Genomic DNA, 18985 nt, shown 5'->3' on the forward strand with positions numbered 1-18985 from the left:
AACGCCAACTCCCCTTTCCCGTACGACACTTGGGAGCGCTCCTATGACCGAGACGACCCTGCGCTTTCCCCCCGGCTTCCTGTGGGGCTCCGCCACCGCCGCGTACCAGATCGAGGGCGCGGCCCGGGAGGACGGCCGCACCCCCTCCATCTGGGACACCTTCAGCCATACGCCGGGCAAGGTGCTCGGCGGGGACACCGGCGACGTCGCCGTGGACCACTACCACCGATGGCGGGACGACGTGCGCCTGATGGCGGACCTCGGCCTGTCCGCGTACCGCTTCTCGGTGTCCTGGACGCGGGTGCAGCCCACCGGGCGCGGCCCCGCCGTCCAGCGCGGCCTGGACTTCTACCGGGCGCTTGTCGACGCCCTCCTGGAGCACGGCATCCAGCCGATGGTCACCCTCTACCACTGGGACCTGCCCCAGGAGCTGGAGACGGGCGGCGGCTGGCCGGAGCGGGAGACCGCGCTGCGCTTCGCCGAGTACGCGGGGCTCGTCGGGGCCGCGCTCGGCGACCGGGTGGAGCTGTGGACGACCCTCAACGAGCCCTGGTGCAGCGCCTTTCTGGGGTACGGGGCGGGGGTGCACGCGCCGGGGCGGACCGACCCGGTGGCCGCCCTGCGCGCCGCCCACCACCTCAACCTGGCGCACGGGCTCGGCGCGGCGGCGCTGCGCGAGCACCTGCCCGGCCGCGCCCGCATCGGCGTCAGCCTCAACCCGAGCGCGGTCCGCCCGCTCACCGCGTCGCCCGCCGACCAGGACGCCCGCCGCCGCATCGACGCGCTCGCCAACCGGATCTTCACCGGGCCGATGCTGCACGGCGCCTACGACGACGACCTGTTCGCCGACACGGCCCCGCTCACCGACTGGTCCTTCCACCGGGACGGCGACGCCGCGGCCGCCCACCACCCGCTCGACTTCCTCGGCGTCAACTACTACGCGCCCGCCGTGGTGTCCGCGGGCACGGGCACCCCGACCGGGGAGCCGTCGCCGTGGCCGGGCGCCGACGGGCACGTCACCTTCCACCAGGCGCCCGGCGAACTCACCGCGATGGACTGGCCGGTGGACCCGACGGGCCTGAGCGACCTGCTGCTCGGGTACGCCGCCGAGGCGCCGGGGCTGCCGCTGTACGTGACGGAGAACGGGGCGGCGTACGACGACAAGCCGGGCGCGGACGGCCGGGTGCACGACCCCGACCGCATCCGCTACGTCCACTCCCACCTCTCGGCGCTGCACCGCGCGATCGAGGCGGGCGCCGATGTGCGCGGGTACTTCCTGTGGTCGCTCCTCGACAACTTCGAGTGGGCCTACGGCTACAGCAAGCGCTTCGGGGCGGTGTACGTGGACTACGAGACGCAGGTGCGAACGCCCAAGTCGAGTGCCCGCTGGTACGCAGGGGTGGCGGCGGGCGGGGAGCTGCCCCTGGAGGTGACGCTGGAGCCGCCCGCGTAGGGCGACCTGTGGCCTGAGACCTGGGGCGGGGGAGGAGTCCCGGCTCCCCCCCCGCCCCCCTGCTCCTGTGGCAGCTTGTCCGTGAACTGCCTAGTTTCCCGATATGGGAGTCATCAAGGACCACCCCGAGTTCGCGCTGTTCATCTGCCTCGCCGGGGGCTATCTCCTCGGCAAGCTGCGCGTCGGGCCTCTCACCCTGGGCGGCATCTGCGGGACGCTGATCGTCGCGCTGCTCCTCGGTGCCTGGACCAAGGTCCAGATCGACGGGGACGTGAAGACCGTCTTCTTCGCGCTCTTCATCTTCGCCCTCGGCTATATGGCCGGGCCGCAGTTCTTCGCCAACCTCAACCGCAAGAGCCTGCGGTTCTTCGCGCTGTGCGGGATCGAGCTGGTCTGTGTGCTCGGCATCGCGTACGGCCTGGCGAAGGCGTTCGACCTGGACGTCGGCACGGCCTCGGGCATCCTCGCGGGCGCCGCGACCGAGTCGGCCGTGGTCGGTACGGCCACCGAGTCCATCGGTGAGCTCAGCGGGCTCAGCGCCCAGCAGATCTCCGAGTACCAGGGGCACGTCGCCACCGCGTACACCGTCTGCTACCTCTTCGGCCTGATCACGATCGTGCTCTACACCAGCCAGATCATGCCGATGATGATGCGCATCAACCTCGCGGACGCCTCCCGCCGGCTGTGGGAACAGATGCGCGGCGGCAGCGAGGGCCTGGAGCCCGACGAGCGGCCCGCGATGCCCGGCCTCGTCGGCCGGACCTACCTGGTGACCAGCGCCGACGGCCGCACCGTCGGTGACCTGGAGACGGCCATGGACGGCCGCGTCACCGTCGAGCAGATCAAGCGCGGCAGCAAGGCCCTCGCCCCCTCCCCCGATCTCGCGCTGACCCTCTCCGACCTGGTGCTTGTCGTCGGACGGCGGGCCAACGTCATCGAGGCGGGCCGCGAGATCGGCGTCGAGACCCCCGGAGTGCCGGGCCTGGACTCGCCGCTGGCCTCCACCCAGGTCGCCGTCACCGAGAAGAGCGCCGACGGGCAGAGCCTCAACCAGCTGCTCCGCACCTACCCGGAGTTCATCAAGGACGGCGTGTACGTCACCGAGGTGCTCCGGGGCGACCAGCGGCTGCCCGCCACCGCCGACACCGTGGTCCACCGGGGCGACGTGCTGACGCTGACCGGCGCCCGCTCGGGCCTGACCAAGATCGTCACGAAGATCGGCGCCGTCGTGAAGAACGACGCCACCGACTTCATCTACCTGGGCCTCGGCATCGCCGCCGGTTCGCTGCTCGGGCAGATCGTGGTGAACTTCGGCGACGTCCCGATGTCGCTCGGCACCGGCGGCGGCTGTCTGATCTCGGGGCTGCTCTTCGGCTGGTTCCGCTCCCGCAGACAGACCTTCGGGGCCTTCCCGCCCCAGGCCGCCACCACCCTCAAGGACATGGGCCTCGCCGTCTTCATCGCCTGCACGGGCCTGCTCTCGGGGCCGCAGGCGTGGCCGCTGCTCAAGCAGTACGGGGCGCTGCTCCCCGTCGCGGGGATCGCCATGGTCCTGGTGCCCGCGACGCTCTCGCTCCTCGTCGGCCGCAAGCTCCTGAAGATCGAGCCGCCGCTCCTCGTCGGCGCCATCGCGGGCCAGCAGTGCTCGACCCCCGCGATCACCTCGGTCACCCAGGTGGCCCAGAGCTCCGTGCCGATGCTCGGCTACACGATCACGTACACGCTCTCGAACTTCCTGTTGCCCCTGACCGGTCCGCTCCTCGTGGGCGTCCTCGGCTCCTAGGAGCCCCGGCGCCCGGTCAGACCATCCCGTACGCAAGGAGCCACCGTGCCGAAGAGCACCATCCCCCGCGAGAAGATCAAGGAATACGCGCAGCTCTCCCCGTTCGAGCTGAAGAACATCTTCATCGACATCGCCAAGAAGGCGCAGGCCGACCAGCCGGGTCAGAAGGGCAAGTCGTCGGTCCAGATGCTCAACGCGGGCCGCGGCAACCCCAACTGGCTGGCGTCCGGCCCCCGTGAAGCCTTCCACGCGCTCGGCTACTTCGCCCTCTCCGAGTCGCGCCGCGTGTGGACCGCCGACAACCTCGGGGGGATGCCCGACATCCCGGGCTCCGGCGAGCGGTTCGACACGTTCGTGCGCCGGCACCCGGACCTGCCCGGCATCGAACTCCTGCAGAAATGCGTGGAGTTCGCGGTCAAGCGCTTCGGCTTCGAGAAGGACGCCTTCGTCCACGAGCTCACCGACAGCTCGGTCGGCGACAACTACCCCGTCCCCGACCGCATCCTGACCCACACCGAGCAGATCGTGCGCGGCTACATCGACGACGAGATGTTCGACAAGCGGCCGCCCGCGGGGAACGTCTCGTACTTCGCGACCGAGGGCGGCACCGCCGCCATGTGCTACATCTTCGACTCCCTCATGAAGAACGGGATCCTGAAGAAGGGCGACAAGATCGCCCTGATGGTCCCCGTCTTCACCCCGTACATCGAGATCCCCGAACTCGACACGTACGAGTTCGACGTCACGTACATCGAGGCCAACAAGTTCGTCGAGACGGGGGTGCGCGAGTGGCGCTACCCGGAGGAAGAGGTCGCCAAGCTGGAGGACCCGGAGATCAAGCTGGTCTGCCTGGTCAACCCCTCCAACCCGCCCTCCCTCGCGCTCAGTCAGCGCGTCGCCGACCAGATCAGGGACATCGTCGCGACCAAGAACCCGAACCTGCTGCTCGTCACCGACGACGTGTACGGCACGTTCGTGGAGGGGTTCCGGTCCATCGCGGCGGACCTGCCCCGCAACACCCTGCTCGTGTACTCGTACTCGAAGCACTACGGCTGCACGGGCTGGCGGCTCGGCGTGATCGGCCTCAACGACGACAACGTCATCGACGACATGCTGAAGGCGCTCCCCCAGGCCGACAAGGACCGCCTCGACAAGCGGTACGGATCGCTGTCCCTCGAACCCGGGAAGATCCGGTTCATCGACCGGCTGGTCGCCGACTCCCGCCAGGTGGCCCTCAACCACACCGCCGGGCTCTCGCTCCCCCAGCAGGTCATGATGTGCCTGTTCTCGCTCTTCGCCATGCTGGAGGAGGGGCAGGAGTACAAGCGCAGGATCCGCGCCACCGTCCAGCAGCGCCTCGAACTCCTCCTCGAAGGCGCCCAGATGAAGATCAGCGACGACCCGAAGCGGGCCGGGTACTACATCGAACTCGACCTGATCGCCGAGGCGGAGCTCGAGCACGGCAAGGACTTCGCGGACTTCCTGGAGACGAACTACGAGCCCATCGACCCGCTGTTCCGCCTGGCCGAGCAGACCGGCGTGGTGCTCCTCAACGGTGGCGGGTTCGAAGGGCCGGAGTGGTCGGTGCGGGTGTCGCTGGCCAACCTCGACGACCTGGACTACCTGAAGATCGGGCATCATCTGCGGGCGATCTTCGATGACTATGCGAAGGAGTGGGAGGGGTCCAGGGCCTGAACAGGGCGGCGCCCCGGCCGGGTTGGGGTTCCGGCCGGGGCACCGTGTGGGGGGATGCAGCTGGTCTGGTGTGACGCCTACTTGTACGCGCCGAACGCCTTGGTGAAGTCGAGCGGGGACTGCGCGATGGAAGAGCACGTCGGCTGCGCGGAGTTGGACGGGCCGCCCTCGCACGCCTTGTCCCGGGTCGAGGACCACATCGACAGCCAGCCGAGGCCCTTGTCCGCGGCGAACTTCACGAGCTCGTCGGCGTCGTCCTTCTTGAACACCTCGACGTTGACGTCGTTGACGCCGATCATCGGGGTGACCGCGACGGCGTTCCACGCGGCGGTGTCCGAGAGGCCGAGCACGCCCTTGATCTGCGCCTGCGTGGCGGTCGCCGCCTGGGTGGCGTACTTGCCCATGTCACCGCTGTAGGACGGCCCGTAGTCCATCGCCATGATGTTCACGGCGGAGACCTTCACGCCGTTCTTCCTGGCGTTGGCGACGAGGTCCACGCCGGGCTGGGTGAGCCCCTCCGGCATCACCGGCAGCGTGAAGGAGACGTCGAGCCCGGGGTGCGCCTTCTGGAGCTGGGCGATGGCCTGGGCGCGCCGGGTGTTGGCGGCCGTCTCGGGGAGCGCCGCGCCCTCGATGTCGAAGTCGACCTTGGTGAGCTTGTACTTGTCGATGACCTTGCCGTACGCCTTGGCGAGCGAGTCGGCGCTGTCGCACTTGAGCCCGAGCTCGGAGCCGGCGGCCCCGCCGAAGGACACCCGGACGTCGCCGCCCTTGGCCCGCAGGGCCCCGATCTGTGAGGCGACCTTGTCGTCGTCGAGGCCGGTGCCCCCGCCCCACAGCGGCTCGCAGCTGCCGCCGGAGGTGATGAAGGCGAGGTTGAACTCCTTCACGCCGGTCTTGGTGGCGGTGTCGACGAGGTCGTAGGCGGGGGCGAGGGAGGTGTCGACGAAGGGGGCGAACTTGGCTCCGCCCTTGCCGCCTTGGGGCTTGGTGGGGGTGGGCTTGGGGGTGGGGGTGGGCTTGGTGGTCGCGGTGGGCTTGGAGGTGGGCTTGGGCTTGGTGGTCGTGGTCGGCTTGGCCGTGGGCTCGGGGGTGCCGGTGGGGCGGCCGCTCGGTGCGGGGGTGGCGCCGTCGTCCACGGCGCACTTGGCGTCGTTGATCAGGCACTTGGCGGGGTCGGCGGTGCCCGAGACGACGAAGCCGACGGTCACGGACTTGCCGGGTGCGAGCTCCTTGTCGTAGTGGGCGGGCGTCACGGTGACGTGCCGTCCCTCGACGGTGTGCTCGGCGTTCCACAGCGAGCTGAGCCTGGTGCCGGCCGGCAGGTCGAACTCCAGCGTCCAGTCGGACTGGGCCTTGTCGGTGGCGTTCTTCACGACGTACTGGGCGGTGTAGCCGCCGGCCCACTGGCTGGTCTTGGTGTACGCGGCGCCGACCGCGGCGGCCTGTGCGGTCCCGGAGAGGAAGAAGGCGCCGCCGCCCACGACGGCTGCGGCGACGATCCCGCCCATCGCCTTGTTCTTGCCGCTGACTCTGCGCCGATGGGTGCTGCTCATCGCGTGCCTGCCTTAGCTCTACGGGGAGGGGGTGGGGGTGGAGAGGGGGGTGAAGAGGTGGGGGTGCGGGCAGCACGCTAGCGACACCCAATGCGACAATTCGGGCGAGAGGGGCGGTTGTTGAGGTTCTTAGGGCGGGCTTAAGGGAGGGATGGGGGCGCATTAAAGGTCGAGACCAATCGGCCCTCCGCGAGGCCGGGGCCGGTGCGCCTGTCTCGTCTCGGGTGACGGGGACGGGGGCGGGTATGTCCGTCCTCGGGCCGCAGCACCGTGATGGCCGGAGCCACCCGGCGAATGACCTGGAGTACTGCGGGCGGACATACCCGCCCCCGTCCCCTCGGGCCGCATCGCGCCTGCGGACCGGAGCCACACCGCCTGCCGCCTGCGGGCCGGAGAGGGCCGCTGGCCCGCAACCCGCCTGCCGCCTGCGGGCAGTCGTGCCGCAGGGCGGCTCCCGACCCACAGACAGGCACCCCGTTGCCGGGCAACTTCTGCGGCTTGAGGGTCACCACGGCGCTGCTCGGGGCAACCACGGACAAGGGCAGCCCCGAGGTACCGCTCAGCTCGCGCTGGAAGCCCTCTTGCGGCGGCGCACCGCCGCGCCCCGGTGGCCCCGCCGGACCGGGCGGCGGCCGTCCAGCTGGATCCAGATCCGGACCTCGGTCCCGCCCAGGACAGAGCGCCCGATCCGTACATCCCCACCCGTCGACTCCGCGAGCCGCCGCACGATGTCCAGGCCGAGCCCCGTGGACCCGTCCTCCCCCGACCCCGCGCCCCGCGCCAGCGCCGTCTCCGGATCCACGATCCCCTCCCCCGCGTCGGAGACGAGAACGATCACCGCGTCGTCCCCGTTGTGCACGTCCACCGCGAAGGCCGTGCCCTCCCGCGTGTGCCGGAAGACGTTGCCGAGCAGCGCGTCGAGCGCGGCCACCAGATCGGGGCGCGCCACCGGGATACGGACGGGGCGCTCCACCCCGGCCACCCGCACCTCACGTCCCTCGTCCTCCGCGAGCGCCGACCAGAAGGCCATCCGGTCCCGGATCACTTCGGCGGCGTCGCACCCGGACCCGGGCCCCACCGGGGCCGTCTGGGGCTTGGCCTCGCGCGCGGTGCGGATGATCGTGTCGACCTCCCGCTCCAGGGTCTCCACGGCCGTACGGGTCTGCTCGGCGGCGGGCCCGTCGCCGAGGGAGGCGGCGTTCAGCCGCAGGACCGTGAGCGGCGTGCGCAGGCGGTGGGACAGGTCCGCCGCCAACTCCCGCTCATTGGCGAGGAGTTGCACGACCTGGTCCGCCATCGAGTTGAAGGCGACCCCGGCCTGGCGGAGTTCCGTGGGACCCTCCTCGCGCACCCGCGCGCCCAGCTTCCCCTCCCCCAGGTCACGCGCCGCACCCGCGAGACGCTTGGCCGGCTGGACCATCCGTACGCCCAAGCGGTCCGCCACCGCCACGGAGCCGATGATCAGCGCGACGCCCACGCCCGCGAGCACCACCCACGCCGTGGTGACGCCGTTGCTGACCTCGCTCTCGGGGACGTAGATCTCCACGACGGCGACGCCGGAGCTGAGCGCGGTGGGCGCCAGGAGGGCGAAGCCGCCGGGCACCTTCACCGTGCGGGCGCGGCCCTCCTTGCGGGTCTCCTCGACGTCGGCGGGCGTTGCGCGGCGGTCGCCGATCTTGAGGGCCGGGGCGTCGCCTATCGCCGGGACGTACACCGCCATCCGCCCGTCGCCGCCCGCCTCGGAGGTGGCGACGGCACGGTTCAGCTGGTCGCGGTCGGTGGTGATGGAGAGCGTCGGGCCCATGCCTGCCGCGTGCCGCTCCGCCGCCGAGAACGCGCGGTCCCGCGCCATCTCCTTGATGACCAGGCCGAGCGGCACCGCGAAGGCCACCACGACCATCGTCGTGACGGCCAGACAGACCTTGACCAGCGCCCATCTCACTGGGGTGGCTCCAGCTTCACGCCGACGCCCCGCAGCGTGTGCAGATAGCGCGGGCTCGCGGCCGTCTCGCCCAACTTCCGCCGCAGCCACGACAGATGGACGTCGATGGTCTGGTCGTCCCCGTAGCTCTGCTGCCAGACCTCGGCGAGCAGCTCCTTGCGGGGCACGACGACACCGGGCCGCCCGGCGAGGAAGGCCAGCAGGTCGAACTCGCGCCGGGTCAGGTCCAGGCGCACCCCGTCCAGCTCGGCCTGGCGGCGCAGCGGGTCGATGGCCAGGCCGCCGACGCGTATCTCGCGGCTGGGCGGGGCCTCGCCGCCGCCCCCGCCGCGCGAGCGGCGCAGCACGGCCGCCATCCGGGCCGAGAGGTGCTCGACCGAGAACGGCTTCGTCAGGTAGTCGTCGGCGCCGTCGTTCAGGAGCCGGACGATCTCCGCCTCGTCGTCGCGGGCCGTGGCGATGATCACGGGTACGTCGGTGATACCGCGCAGCATCTTCAGGGCCTCGGCCCCGTCGAGGTCGGGCAGGCCGAGGTCCAGGATCACCACGTCGAACCGGAAATGAGCGACCTCGCGCAGCGCCTCCAGGGCCGTCCCGACGCTCCGCACGGTGTGCGAGGCGTCCGTCAGATGCCGGATGAGGGCGGAGCGCACGAACTGGTCATCCTCGACGACGAGCACACTTGCCATGGGCGGCACCGTACGCCATACGAGGGAACCCGGTCCTCCTTGGTCACACCCTGGTCGCACACGACACCGGGGGCGTCCGTGGTGCAGTATGGCCCGCGATGCGCAGAGGACTCATACACGCAATGGCCTGGTCGCTCGCCACCGGCGCGGCGGTCACGCTGTCCTGGTGGGGTGTCCACACGGTGATGGCGGGCACCGCCTACGACCCGCCGCGCGCCCTTCCGCTGCAGAGCGGGGCGGGCGCCGAGCCGCTCGTCTCCGCGACCCGGCGCCCCGAGAACCCGCCGTCCTCCGGCAAGCCGTCGAAGAGCCACAAGCCGTCCGGCGACGCCTCGAAGCCGGCCCCCTCGCACTCGAAGTCGTCGAAACCGGGCACCAAGACCCCGAAGCCGCCGCCCTCGTCCTCGTCCTCGGCGTCCTCGTCGGCGTCCGCGGGGAATGTGAAGAGCTACAACACCGACGGCGGCCGGGTCGTCTTCGACATCGGCGAGGACTCCGCGACGCTGGTCTCCGCGACCCCGGCGTCGGGCTGGTCGGTGCAGGTGTGGAAGCAGGAGTCGTGGATCCGCGTGGAGTTCACCGGCGGCGCCGCGAAGGTCTCGGTCTTCTGCACCTGGCACGACCACAAGCCGATGGTCGAGATCGACAAGTACTAGTACGCGTACGGGCGTACGGGCTCACCGGAAGACCGACGGCGGCGGCGCCGGTGAGGCCACCGCGGCCGCGTCCGTCACCACCGCCGCTCCCCCGGTGAAGTCCGCCAGCGCCCGGCCGTGTTCGACCCTCCCGGGGTGCGGGTCGCCCGCGCTGCGCCGGGTCAGCTCCGGGACGGGCAGCGGGGTGTCGGAGCCGAGCAGCACCGCGTTCCCGAACCGCTTGCCGCGCAGCACCGCCGGGTCGGCGACGAGGGCGAGCTCGGGGAAGACGGCGGCGGCCGTGGCGACCTGGCCGCGCAGATAGGCGAGCGGCGGACCGTCGGCGAGGTTGGCCGCGTAGTACCCGCCGGGCCTGAGGACCCTGCGGACGGCGGTCAGGAACTCCGTCGTGGTGAGGTGGGCGGGGGTGCGGGCGCCGCTGAAGACGTCCGCGATGACGAGGTCCGCCCAGCCGTCCACGACCTTCGCGAGCGCCTCCCGGGCATCGGCGCCCCGCACCCGTATCCGGGCCTGGGGGTCCAACGGCAGCTCGCGGCGGACCAGTTGGACGAGGGCGGTGTCGCGCTCGACGACCTGCTGGGTGGAGCGGGGGCGGGTCGCGGCGACGTAGCGGGCCATCGTGAGGGCGCCGCCGCCCAGGTGCAGGACGTGGACGGGCTTGCCCGGCGGGGCGACGAGGTCGGCGATGTGGCCGAGCCTGCGCTGGTACTCGAAGGCGAGGTGGGCGGGGTCGTCGAGGTCGACGTGCGACTGCGGGGCGCCGTCCACGAGCAGCGTCCAGGCGCGCGGCCGGTCCCGGTCGGGCATCAGCTCCGCGAGCCCGCCGTCGACCTTCTCCACGACGGCTTCCCGCGCGCTGTCCCTGGACCGTGCCTTCCTCGCCATCGGGCCATTATCCGCGGCCGCGGGGGCGGGCACCCGTTGATCTCCCGGGGCCCGCCCGGGGCCGGGGTCAGCGGCAGTTGTCGGCGGCCTCGATGGTCCGTGCCGCCTGGCCGAGCGCGGCGCGCAGGACCACCGGGTCCGTGACCGGGTCGGCCTCGCGGGGCGGCACCAGCCAGCCGGTCCCGGCGACGGGCGGCGCGGGGTCGAGCTCGGGGCGGGCCTCCGGGGCGAGGGACACGCCGCGCCCGTACGTCTGCGTGCACGCACTGCCCGGCAGGTCCCAGCCGTCCGCGGTGCCGGGCGGCACCAGGAAGCCGAGGGTGTCGCAGCCGCCGTCGTGCAGCACGGGCCCGACCCCGTCCCCGGCCCCGCGGCGCAGGATGTCGACCGCCTCCAGGCCCTGCCGGGCCGGGACGGTGACCAGGTCGCAGGGGGCCACGCCGGACGGGGGCGCGCTGTGCTCGGGCGTCGGCCGGTGCCGGGCCGTGGTCTGTGAGGGCTGGGGGGACTGGTTCGGGGACTGTGGGCGCTGTGGGGCGCCGCCGAGGCGGCTGCTGTCGCCGATGCTCTCCATGCCGACCTCCAACAAGGGAACCCCTCCTCGTCAGTGCGGAAGCCGCATGGTCGCGGCGCTCCCTCTCCGCATGGTTCAACGCGCGACGTCGTCAACGGCTACGGCGCCACGCCGCCGCAAAGGATGGCACTTCATGGCAGATCGTGGGTGAGATATCCGGTTTGTAGCCAAACTCCGCGTGCCGGAGCGGTCACAGCCGGTACCTTCGTGCTCCGCCGGAACAGGGGCAGCGATGCGGGGTCCCGACCGATCCCGCACCTCTCGTCCGGCACGCTCCGCACGAGAGGGCAAACGGCCATGGCGTCGTCATCGATGGCATCGTCAGCGGGGGCACCGCAGTCCCCCGCTCCGGGGGGCCCGCGGCCCAACCTCGTCTTCCGCAGGCTGCGCGGGCATCTCTCGCCGGGCGAGTTCGCCGCCGCGGTGCGCCGGGCCGCCCGCGAGATCGGGGAGCGGGTCAGCTGCGACGCCCGGTACATCGGACGCGTCGAGGCGGGCCAGATCCGCTGCCCCAACTACGCGTACGAGCGGGTGTTCCTGCACATGTTCCCCGGCCGCACGCTGACGGACCTGGGATTCGCGCCCCGCGAGACGGTGCGCGGGCGGGGGGCGCAGACCGTGGGTGCGGCGCCCCCGCCGCACCCCGAACTCTCCACCTCCACCCAGCCGTTCGAGATCCAGCACAGCGAGATCCAGAGTTACGAGGAGAGCGACGTGCAACGTCGCGCGTTCATGACCGGCTCCACGGCCACCGTGGCAGCCGCCTCTTTGGTGCCCTTCGGCCTCGCCGTCGGCGCACCCGCCGAGGCCCTCGACCGACGGGCCCACGACATCCGCCGGGTGGGCGAGGCGGAGGTGAGCGCGGTCGAAGAGGCCGTGCGCAGGATCCGGCTGCTCGACGACCGGCACGGCGCCGACGGGCTCTACCGGCGGGCCGCCGCCCCGCTGCGCACCGCCTTCGACCTGCTCGACGCGGGCACCACCCGCCAGTGCACGGCCGACCGGCTGCACGCCGGCGCCGGTGAACTGGCCATCTCCGTCGGCTGGTTGGCGCACGACTCGGGCCGCTTCGACGACGCCCGCTCGCACTACGCGGAGGCGCTCGCCACCGCGCGGATGGCCGGCGACCCGGGGCTCGAGGCGCACGCCTTCTGCAACACGGCCTTCCTGGCCCGCGACGCCGGGCGCCCCCGCGAGGCGGTGCGGGCCGCGCAGGCCGCGGCGCGCGCCGCCAAGCACCTCTCCTCGCCGCAGCTCCTGTCGCTGCTCGCGCTGCGGGAGGCCGGGGGCTGGGCCGGGCTCGGCGACCGGGCGGGCTGCGAGCAGTCCCTGACCCGCGCCCACGCCCTGTTCGACCGGGGCCCTTCGGACGCCGACCCGGAGTGGATGAGCTTCTACGGGGAGGCCGAGCTGGAGGGCCTGGAGGCGCAGTGCTGGTCGGCGCTCGGCGACTGGGCGCGCGCCTCCCGGCACGCCCGCCGCGCGGCCGCCGTGGCCTGTGCGCAGACCCCGCAGTTCACCCGGAACATCGCGCTCTACACCGCCGAGCTCGCCGACGACCTGGCCCGCGCGGGCCGCCCGGACGAGGCGGCGACGGCGGGGCTGCGGGTGATCGCGCTCCTGGACGAGGTGCAGTCCTCGCGGATCCAGTCGATGCTCGCGACGACCGCGCGAGTGCTCCTTCCGCACCGGCGCGCCTCGGGGGTCGGCGGGTTCCTGGAGCGGCACGCGGCGCTGCCGAGGGCCGTGTAGGCACGTGCTTCGCCGTGAGCGGTTACACGTGCTCCAGGTGGCCCGTCTCGTTCCAGGACTCGATGGCCGGGGCGCCGTAGGCCCAGCCGAGGACGGACAGCGAGGTGGGGCTGAGCCGGATGCGGGCGGCGAAGTCGATGTCCTCGCCGAGCCAGCGCGCGCCGATCGCCCGCAGCATGTGTCCGTGCGCGAAGACCAGTACGTCGCGGTCGGCCTCGCGGGCCCAGGACACCACCTCGTCCGCGCGCGCGGTGAAGTGCTCGATGGTCTCGCCCCGGGGGACGCCGTCGCGCCAGATGAACCAGCCGGGCCTGATCTCCTGGATCTCGGCGGGCGTCATCCCCTCGTACGCGCCGTAGTCCCACTCCATGAGCGTGTCCCACGTGGTGGCGCGGTCCCCGAAGCCCGCCAGTTCGCAGGTCTCCCGCGCGCGGGAGAGGGGGCTGGTGCGGATCTCCACTTCGGAGAGGCCGTCGAAGGGGGCGCGGTGCAGGCGCTCGCCCAGGAGCTTGGCGCCGCGGCGGCCTTCGTCCAGGAGCGGGACGTCCGTCCTGCCGGTGTGCTTCCCGGACAGCGACCAGGCGGTCTGTCCGTGCCGGGCCAGCAGGATGCGCGGTGCCATGAGGGGGGCCTTCCGACTTGGGGTGATCTGTGCTGCCTCTCCATCATCACTCACTCGTACGGGAGGCAACCCGCTCGTGGATCTCAGCGTCTTTGTCGACCAGGGGCAGACCTGCGAGTGCCACGGCACGCGCCGTAAGGTGTGGCGGCGGCCTTGTCGCACGAAGACCAGAGATCTGATTTGGGGGAACCACCGGATGCCGCAGACCGACGCTCCGGGCACCGCGGGCATATCCGGGCACCGGCTCCGCTGGTGGACCGAGCTTCCGCTGATCGTCCTCGTGTACGCCGCCTACTCGGCGGGACGGCTGCTCGCGCGCGGGTCCGTGCAGAGCGCCGTCGACCACGGCGTCGGGATCCTCGACATCGAGAAGGCCCTGTACATCAACGCCGAGAGCCCGCTGAACCGGCTCTTCACCCAGCAGGCGTGGATCGGCGTCCCGGCCGACTTCTGGTACGCCTCGCTGCACTACCTGGTGACGCCCGCGATCCTGATCTGGCTCTTCCGCAGCCGCTCGGTCCACTACCGGGCCGCCCGCGCCTGGCTGATGACCTCGACCCTGATCGGCCTGATCGGCTTCACGCTCCTGCCGACGTGCCCGCCCCGGCTGCTCAGCGCGGGCCACGGCTTCGTCGACACCATGGCGCAGTACAGCAACTGGGGCTGGTGGGGCGGCGAGGCGAGCGCCCCGCGCGGCATGGGCGGCATGACCAACCAGTACGCGGCGATGCCGAGCCTGCACGTGGGCTGGGCGCTGTGGTGCGGGATCATGCTGTGGCGGCACGGGCGCTCGCCGCTGACCAGGGCGGCCGCGGTGATCTACCCGCTGGGCACGACGATCGTGGTGATGGGCACCGCGAACCACTACCTCCTCGACGCGGTCGCGGGCGTCGCGGTGATGGGCATCGGGTTCCTGCTCGCCAAGCCGGTGATGCGCGTCGCGGACCGGGTGAAGGCCCGCCTCTTCCCGTCCCTCGCGGGCTCCCCCGCGGCCTCTGACGACGCAGAATCCTCAATTGTCGGTGCCGGGTGCCAGACTTCCCCGCGTGAGCGAATTCCCCGACAGCGCAAGCAGCCTGCCGAGCCGGGAGCCAGTGCGGGATCCGGTCCAGGAGCCAAGACGGGTACCCAGCCCGCCGACGCGGGCGACGGCGCTCCGGCACCAGCTCGCTGAGCTGCGCGGCCCGGACGTCCCCGCCAAGGCGCTTGACGCCCGCGCCCTGGCCGCCCTCGCCGCCAACCCCGGATGCCGGCGCAGGGCGCTCCTGGACGGCGCGGGGGTGGACAAGGCGGCGCTCGCGGACTCGCTGGGCGCGCCCGGAGCCTTCGGCCAGTCCCAGTTCGCGTTCATGCGGGGCAACGCCTTCGAGGCGAAGGTGAAGGCCGACGGCGGCGCGGAGCTGCTGCGGCTCACGCACACCCGCGTGGGCGGCGGTGACGAGCCGCTGCCCGGTGAGGCGGCCGTGCCCGACCTGTCGGCGGTGGGCCCCGAGGGCCGGGCCGCCCGCACGGCGCTCGCCCTGCGCGAGGCCACGCAGTCGGCGGGCTGGACGCTGCTCGACCACCCCATGCTGGCGCTCGACGTCGCGGGCACCCCGGCGTTCCTGGAGCCGGACGCGGTGGTGGTCGCGCCGGACGGCAGCTGGACCGTCGTCGAGATCAAGTCCTTCCCGATGATCGACGGCGCGGCGGACCCGGCGAAGGTGGGCGCCGCGGCCCGGCAGGCGGCGGTGTACGTGCTGGCGCTGGAGCAGGTCGCGGCCCGGCTGCCCGAGCCCGCCCCGCGCCTGCGCGACCGGGTCCTCCTGGTCTGCCCCAAGGACTTCTCGAACCTCCCCACGGCGGCCGCGATCGACGTCCGCAAGCAGCTCTCGGTGACCCGCCGCCAGCTGGCCCGGCTCACCCGCGTCGAGGACATCGCGGCGGAGCTCCCCGAGGGCACGACGTTCGACGTCTCCCGCACCCCCGAGGAGCTGACGTCGGCGGTCGCCTCGGTCCCGGCGACCTACGCCCCCGAGTGCCTGGCCGCCTGCGAGCTGGCCTTCCACTGCCGCGACCGCTCCCGCGCGGGCGGCGAGGTCACGTCCCTGGGCCGGTCCCTGCGCGGCGAACTCGGCGGCCTGACAACGGTCGAGGGCGTCCTGTCGGCGGCCGCGGGCCACACCGGCGATCCGGACGACCCGGCCGTGGCGGCCCTGCGCAGGGCGTCGGCGCTGCGCGCGGAGGCGCTCTCCGGGGCCGGTGCCGCGCGCACGGCGAGGGTGGCCACGTGACGCTGATCGACGACCTGGCCCGCGCGGAGCGGGGACCTGTGGCGCCCGATGCCGCCCCGGGCAGCGGCCGCGCCTCGACGCCCGGCCGGGGCCACCGCGCCGCGCGCACGGAGGTGGCCGCATGTCCCTGATCGACAACCTGGCCCGCCTCGAAGCGGTCTCCACGGGCCGCGCGCAGCCGCGGGCGACCGTGCGGCACCGGCGGCTCTCGCAGCGGCCCCTCGTCCTCGTCCCGCTCACCACGGCGGGCGAGGCGGGGGCGCCGCTCGGGGCTCTCGTGGGGACGGAGCGGACCGCGCCGCGGCTGCTGTTCGTGGCCCAGCCGCGCGACCGCGACCTGCGGTTCACGTTCCTGGCCCAGCTCGCCGACGTCGTCCTTCCGTACGTGGAGTCGTATGCGGCGGAGGTCGAGGCGGTCGAGCGCAAGGAGACCGACGCGGAGACCGGCAAGCGCGTCACCGTCGAGGCCGAACTGTGCGCGGACGCACCGCAGTTGATCGTCCCGAGCCGCGCGGGCATCGAGTTCGTACGGCTCCTGGGGCGCTCCATGCGGTTCAGGCGCACCGCCGAGCAGGACCCGGACGCCCCGTACCCCGCGCCGCCCCGCGTCCCCCTCCTGGGCCGCTGGCTGACGCACTTCGGGGAGCGCGCCCGCGTGCCCGGCTCGTCCCTCCTGACGGCCATGACGGACCTCCTGTCGCGGCACTGGGCGACGGGCCAGTCCACCCTGGAGGAGCAGCACCTGGGCGCGCTGCTCGCCTGGATCGAGGCCCCGGAGGGCACGTCGGGCGCCGAGGCCGCACTCCGTGCCGAGCTGGGCCGGGACGCGGCCGGACAGCTGCTGTGCCCGCCCGCGGGCCCGGCCACCGACCCGGCGTTCGACAACGACCTGCTGGCCCCTGCCATCGAGCGCCACGACCGCGCGCGCAGCGCCCTCGCGGCGGCGGAGGACGGCGTCGAGGCGGACGCCCGCCTGGCCGAACTGGCCGTGGCGGAGCGGGAGATCCGCGCCCTGATCGAGAGCCGCACCCGGCCCACGTGGGACGCGGTGTGGCGCGGCCTGGACGCCCTGTGCACGCTCCCCGAGGCCGCGCACGCCGAGGACCGCTGGACCCGCGACCGCTGGTCGTTCACCGGCCACCGCGACCGGGTGAGCGCGGGCGAGCCCCCACAGCCCCGCCTGGACGACGCGGTGACGGCGGCGAACAAGCTGGCCACGCGCGAGCGCGAACAGGCCCGCCTGGATGCCCAGGAGGCCCTCGACGACCCCCTCGTCATGGCGGGCCGCCGGCTCGCGGGCGAGGCGTTCGCGGGCGAGGTGACGGAGGCGGTGATGGCGTACAACGAGAAGGGGCGCCCCCGCCCGCTGCTCACCGTCGCCACGGACGACCGGCCGCACCTGGGCGAGCGCACGAAGGTGTACCGCTCCCTCGAAGGCAAGCCCCAGTCGGCCGAGTTCGTCGCGTACGAGGCGGAGGGCGACGTTCAGGTGGTCGTGCTGCGCCTCCTCGACAAGATGGGCCGCGGCAAGGAGCCCGACGCGGGCTCCGTACCGGAGAAGGGCGACCGGATCTGCTGGACGCTGTTCGAGCACGAGCAGCGCGGCGGGCCGAAGCTGCCGGACCCGGAGGAGACGCCGTGGACGCACGGCGGTCCGCCCGCCGCCACCGCCGAGAGCCCCGACCCCGTCACGCCGGAGGACACGCTGTGACCGATGTGACTACCGTGACCACGCGGCACACCCCCTTCGACCCGGCGGCCGCGGCGACGCGCGCCACCGACGCGATCCTCCACGACACACTGCACGGCGAGCACCGGGGCGTCGTGGTCGACTCACCGCCGGGCGCGGGGAAGTCCACGCTCGTCGTCCGCGCGGCCCGCGAACTGGCCGCCGCGGGCCGCCCGTTGATGGTGATCGCGCAGACGAACGCACAGGTGGACGACCTCGTCCTGCGCCTCGCCGAGAAGGACCCGGAGCTGCCGGTCGGCCGCCTGCACAGCAGCGACCCGGACGCGTACGACAAGGCCCTGGACGACCTGCGCAACGTCCGTACGTCGACGAAGGCGGGCGACCTCGCCGGGCTCGACGTCGTCATCTCCACGGCCGCGAAGTGGGCGCACGTGAGCAACGTCGAGCCGTGGCGGCACGCGATCGTCGACGAGGCGTACCAGATGCGTTCGGACGCGCTCCTCGCGGTGGCCGGGCTCTTCGAGCGGGCCCTCTTCGTGGGCGACCCGGGCCAGTTGGACCCCTTCTCGATCGTCGGCGCGGAGCAGTGGGCGGGCCTCGCCTACGACCCCTCGGCCTCCGCGGTCTCCACGCTCCTGGCGCACAACCCGGACCTCCCCCAGCACCGCCTCCCCGTCTCCTGGCGCCTGCCGGCCTCGGCCGCGCCCCTGGTCTCGGACGCGTTCTACCCGTACACGCCGTTCCGCAGCGGCACGGACCACGGCGACCGGACGCTCGACTTCGCGGTGCCGTCGGACGGTTCGGGCCCGGACCGGGTCATCGACGAGGCGGCGCAGGCGGGTTGGGGCCTGCTCGAACTCCCCGCGCGCCACACCCCTCGTACGGACCCCGAGGCGGTACGGGCACTCGCCCAGGTCGTCCGCCGCCTCCTGGACCGGGGCGGCGCGGCGACGTCGGAGCGCTCCCCCTCCCCGACCCCCCTCACGGCCGACCGCATCGCCGTCGGCACCGCCCACCGCGACCAGGCGGCCGCGGTCCGCGCGGCCCTCGCCGAACTCGCCGTCACGGACGTCACGGTGGACACCGCGAACCGCCTCCAGGGCCGCGAGTTCGACGTGACGGTCGTCCTGCACCCCCTCTCGGGCCGCCCCGACGCCACGGCCTTCCACCTGGAGACGGGCCGCCTCTGCGTCCTGGCCTCCCGTCACCGCCACGCCTGCATCGTGGTGTGCCGCGCGGGAGTGGGCCCCCTCCTCGACGACCACCCGTCGACGGACCCGGTCCAACTGGGCGTCACGGTCAAGTTCCCGGACGGGTGGGAGGCGAATCACGCGGTGCTCGCGCGCCTCGAAGAACACCGGGTGGCGTGGCGGCCATGACCCGGCGGGCGGGCCCCGGCGACGTACTTGCGGCCC

Annotated in this window: 16 protein-coding genes; 10 read left to right on the forward strand and 6 right to left on the reverse strand. The window is 73.0% G+C overall.

Translation table 11 applies throughout. From position 1 onward, the window contains the following. Positions 1–43: 43 nt before the first annotated feature. From ACQB60_RS05830 to ACQB60_RS05840, 3 genes are all read left to right on the forward strand, one after another. The gene (locus ACQB60_RS05830) at positions 44–1453 is read left to right on the forward strand and encodes a GH1 family beta-glucosidase (RefSeq protein WP_496924687.1); all 1410 of its coding nucleotides are present in this window, start codon (positions 44–46) and stop codon (positions 1451–1453) included. 103 nt (positions 1454–1556) lie between these two features. Continuing rightward, the gene (gene aspT / locus ACQB60_RS05835) at positions 1557–3236 is read left to right on the forward strand and encodes an aspartate-alanine antiporter (protein WP_496924688.1); all 1680 of its coding nucleotides are present in this window, start codon (positions 1557–1559) and stop codon (positions 3234–3236) included. 45 nt (positions 3237–3281) lie between these two features. Further along, positions 3282–4931, forward strand: coding sequence for a bifunctional aspartate transaminase/aspartate 4-decarboxylase (locus ACQB60_RS05840; protein WP_496924689.1), 1650 nt, complete (start codon positions 3282–3284; stop codon positions 4929–4931). Between the two features lie 77 nt (positions 4932–5008). Here the strand turns inward: ACQB60_RS05840 and ACQB60_RS05845 are convergent, their stop codons facing one another. The 3 genes from ACQB60_RS05845 to ACQB60_RS05855 form a co-directional block, all read right to left on the reverse strand. Then, positions 5009–6487, reverse strand: coding sequence for a glycoside hydrolase family 18 protein (locus ACQB60_RS05845; RefSeq protein WP_496924690.1), 1479 nt, complete (start codon positions 6485–6487; stop codon positions 5009–5011). 559 nt (positions 6488–7046) lie between these two features. Next, entirely contained in the window at positions 7047–8429 is a 1383-nt protein-coding gene (locus ACQB60_RS05850; protein WP_496924691.1) for a sensor histidine kinase, read from the reverse strand. Further along, positions 8426–9118 carry a response regulator transcription factor gene (locus ACQB60_RS05855; RefSeq protein ID WP_384831647.1) on the reverse strand — a complete coding sequence of 231 codons (693 nt, stop codon included), beginning with the start codon at positions 9116–9118 and terminating at the stop codon, positions 8426–8428. The genes ACQB60_RS05850 and ACQB60_RS05855 overlap by 4 nt, the downstream gene beginning before the upstream one ends. Before the next feature lie 98 nt (positions 9119–9216). Here ACQB60_RS05855 and ACQB60_RS05860 point away from each other — a divergent pair, with 98 nt between their 5' ends. Then, on the forward strand, positions 9217–9774 hold the full coding sequence (locus ACQB60_RS05860) for a hypothetical protein (protein WP_496924692.1): 558 nt from the start codon (positions 9217–9219) through the stop codon (positions 9772–9774). A 21-nt stretch (positions 9775–9795) separates the two neighbouring features. Here the strand turns inward: ACQB60_RS05860 and ACQB60_RS05865 are convergent, their stop codons facing one another. Further along, on the reverse strand, positions 9796–10659 hold the full coding sequence (locus ACQB60_RS05865) for a spermidine synthase (RefSeq protein WP_496924693.1): 864 nt from the start codon (positions 10657–10659) through the stop codon (positions 9796–9798). Positions 10660–10726: 67 nt separating this feature from the next. Further along, positions 10727–11233, reverse strand: a complete 507-nt coding sequence (locus tag ACQB60_RS05870; RefSeq protein ID WP_496924694.1) for a hypothetical protein — start codon at positions 11231–11233, stop codon at positions 10727–10729. Between the two features lie 297 nt (positions 11234–11530). Between ACQB60_RS05870 and ACQB60_RS05875 the strand changes: the two genes are divergently transcribed. Beyond that, a complete protein-coding gene (locus ACQB60_RS05875; RefSeq protein WP_496924695.1) occupies positions 11531–12985 on the forward strand; it encodes an NsdA family TPR-like regulatory protein in 1455 nt (484 codons plus the stop codon). A gap of 22 nt (positions 12986–13007) precedes the next feature. On the opposite strand, the gene ACQB60_RS05880 is transcribed toward ACQB60_RS05875, so the two are convergent. Then, positions 13008–13607, reverse strand: coding sequence for a histidine phosphatase family protein (locus tag ACQB60_RS05880; protein WP_496924696.1), 600 nt, complete (start codon positions 13605–13607; stop codon positions 13008–13010). 196 nt (positions 13608–13803) lie between these two features. Here ACQB60_RS05880 and ACQB60_RS05885 point away from each other — a divergent pair, with 196 nt between their 5' ends. The 5 genes from ACQB60_RS05885 to ACQB60_RS05905 are packed head-to-tail and all read left to right on the forward strand — an operon-like array spanning position 13804 to position 18949. Next, positions 13804–14781: a phosphatase PAP2 family protein gene (locus ACQB60_RS05885; protein WP_496924697.1), complete on the forward strand. Its 978-nt coding sequence runs from the start codon at positions 13804–13806 to the stop codon at positions 14779–14781. After that, positions 14702–15880, forward strand: coding sequence for a hypothetical protein (locus ACQB60_RS05890; protein ID WP_496924792.1), 1179 nt, complete (start codon positions 14702–14704; stop codon positions 15878–15880). Before ACQB60_RS05885 ends, ACQB60_RS05890 begins: the two co-directional genes overlap by 80 nt. Further along, positions 15877–16011 carry a hypothetical protein gene (locus ACQB60_RS05895; RefSeq protein ID WP_496924698.1) on the forward strand — a complete coding sequence of 45 codons (135 nt, stop codon included), beginning with the start codon at positions 15877–15879 and terminating at the stop codon, positions 16009–16011. The genes ACQB60_RS05890 and ACQB60_RS05895 overlap by 4 nt, the downstream gene beginning before the upstream one ends. Next, the gene (locus ACQB60_RS05900; RefSeq protein WP_496924699.1) at positions 16002–17591 is read left to right on the forward strand and encodes a hypothetical protein; all 1590 of its coding nucleotides are present in this window, start codon (positions 16002–16004) and stop codon (positions 17589–17591) included. The genes ACQB60_RS05895 and ACQB60_RS05900 overlap by 10 nt, the downstream gene beginning before the upstream one ends. Then, entirely contained in the window at positions 17588–18949 is a 1362-nt protein-coding gene (locus ACQB60_RS05905) for an AAA domain-containing protein (protein WP_496924700.1), read from the forward strand. Before ACQB60_RS05900 ends, ACQB60_RS05905 begins: the two co-directional genes overlap by 4 nt. Positions 18950–18985 lie beyond the last annotated feature (36 nt).

Source organism: Streptomyces odontotermitis, assembly GCF_050510915.1.
Classification (GTDB): Bacteria; Actinomycetota; Actinomycetes; order Streptomycetales; family Streptomycetaceae; genus Streptomyces.

Coding starts and splice junctions, on each gene's coding strand:
- ACQB60_RS05830 (WP_496924687.1), top strand. CDS start 44: ATGACCGAGACGACCCTGCGCTTTCCCCCCGGCTTCCTGTGGGGCTCC.
- aspT (WP_496924688.1), top strand. CDS start 1,557: ATGGGAGTCATCAAGGACCACCCCGAGTTCGCGCTGTTCATCTGCCTC.
- ACQB60_RS05845 (WP_496924690.1), bottom strand. CDS start 6,487: ATGAGCAGCACCCATCGGCGCAGAGTCAGCGGCAAGAACAAGGCGATG.
- ACQB60_RS05855 (WP_384831647.1), bottom strand. CDS start 9,118: ATGGCAAGTGTGCTCGTCGTCGAGGATGACCAGTTCGTGCGCTCCGCC.
- ACQB60_RS05860 (WP_496924692.1), top strand. CDS start 9,217: ATGCGCAGAGGACTCATACACGCAATGGCCTGGTCGCTCGCCACCGGC.
- ACQB60_RS05865 (WP_496924693.1), bottom strand. CDS start 10,659: ATGGCGAGGAAGGCACGGTCCAGGGACAGCGCGCGGGAAGCCGTCGTG.
- ACQB60_RS05870 (WP_496924694.1), bottom strand. CDS start 11,233: ATGGAGAGCATCGGCGACAGCAGCCGCCTCGGCGGCGCCCCACAGCGC.
- ACQB60_RS05875 (WP_496924695.1), top strand. CDS start 11,531: ATGGCGTCGTCATCGATGGCATCGTCAGCGGGGGCACCGCAGTCCCCC.
- ACQB60_RS05880 (WP_496924696.1), bottom strand. CDS start 13,607: ATGGCACCGCGCATCCTGCTGGCCCGGCACGGACAGACCGCCTGGTCG.
- ACQB60_RS05885 (WP_496924697.1), top strand. CDS start 13,804: ATGCCGCAGACCGACGCTCCGGGCACCGCGGGCATATCCGGGCACCGG.
- ACQB60_RS05900 (WP_496924699.1), top strand. CDS start 16,002: ATGTCCCTGATCGACAACCTGGCCCGCCTCGAAGCGGTCTCCACGGGC.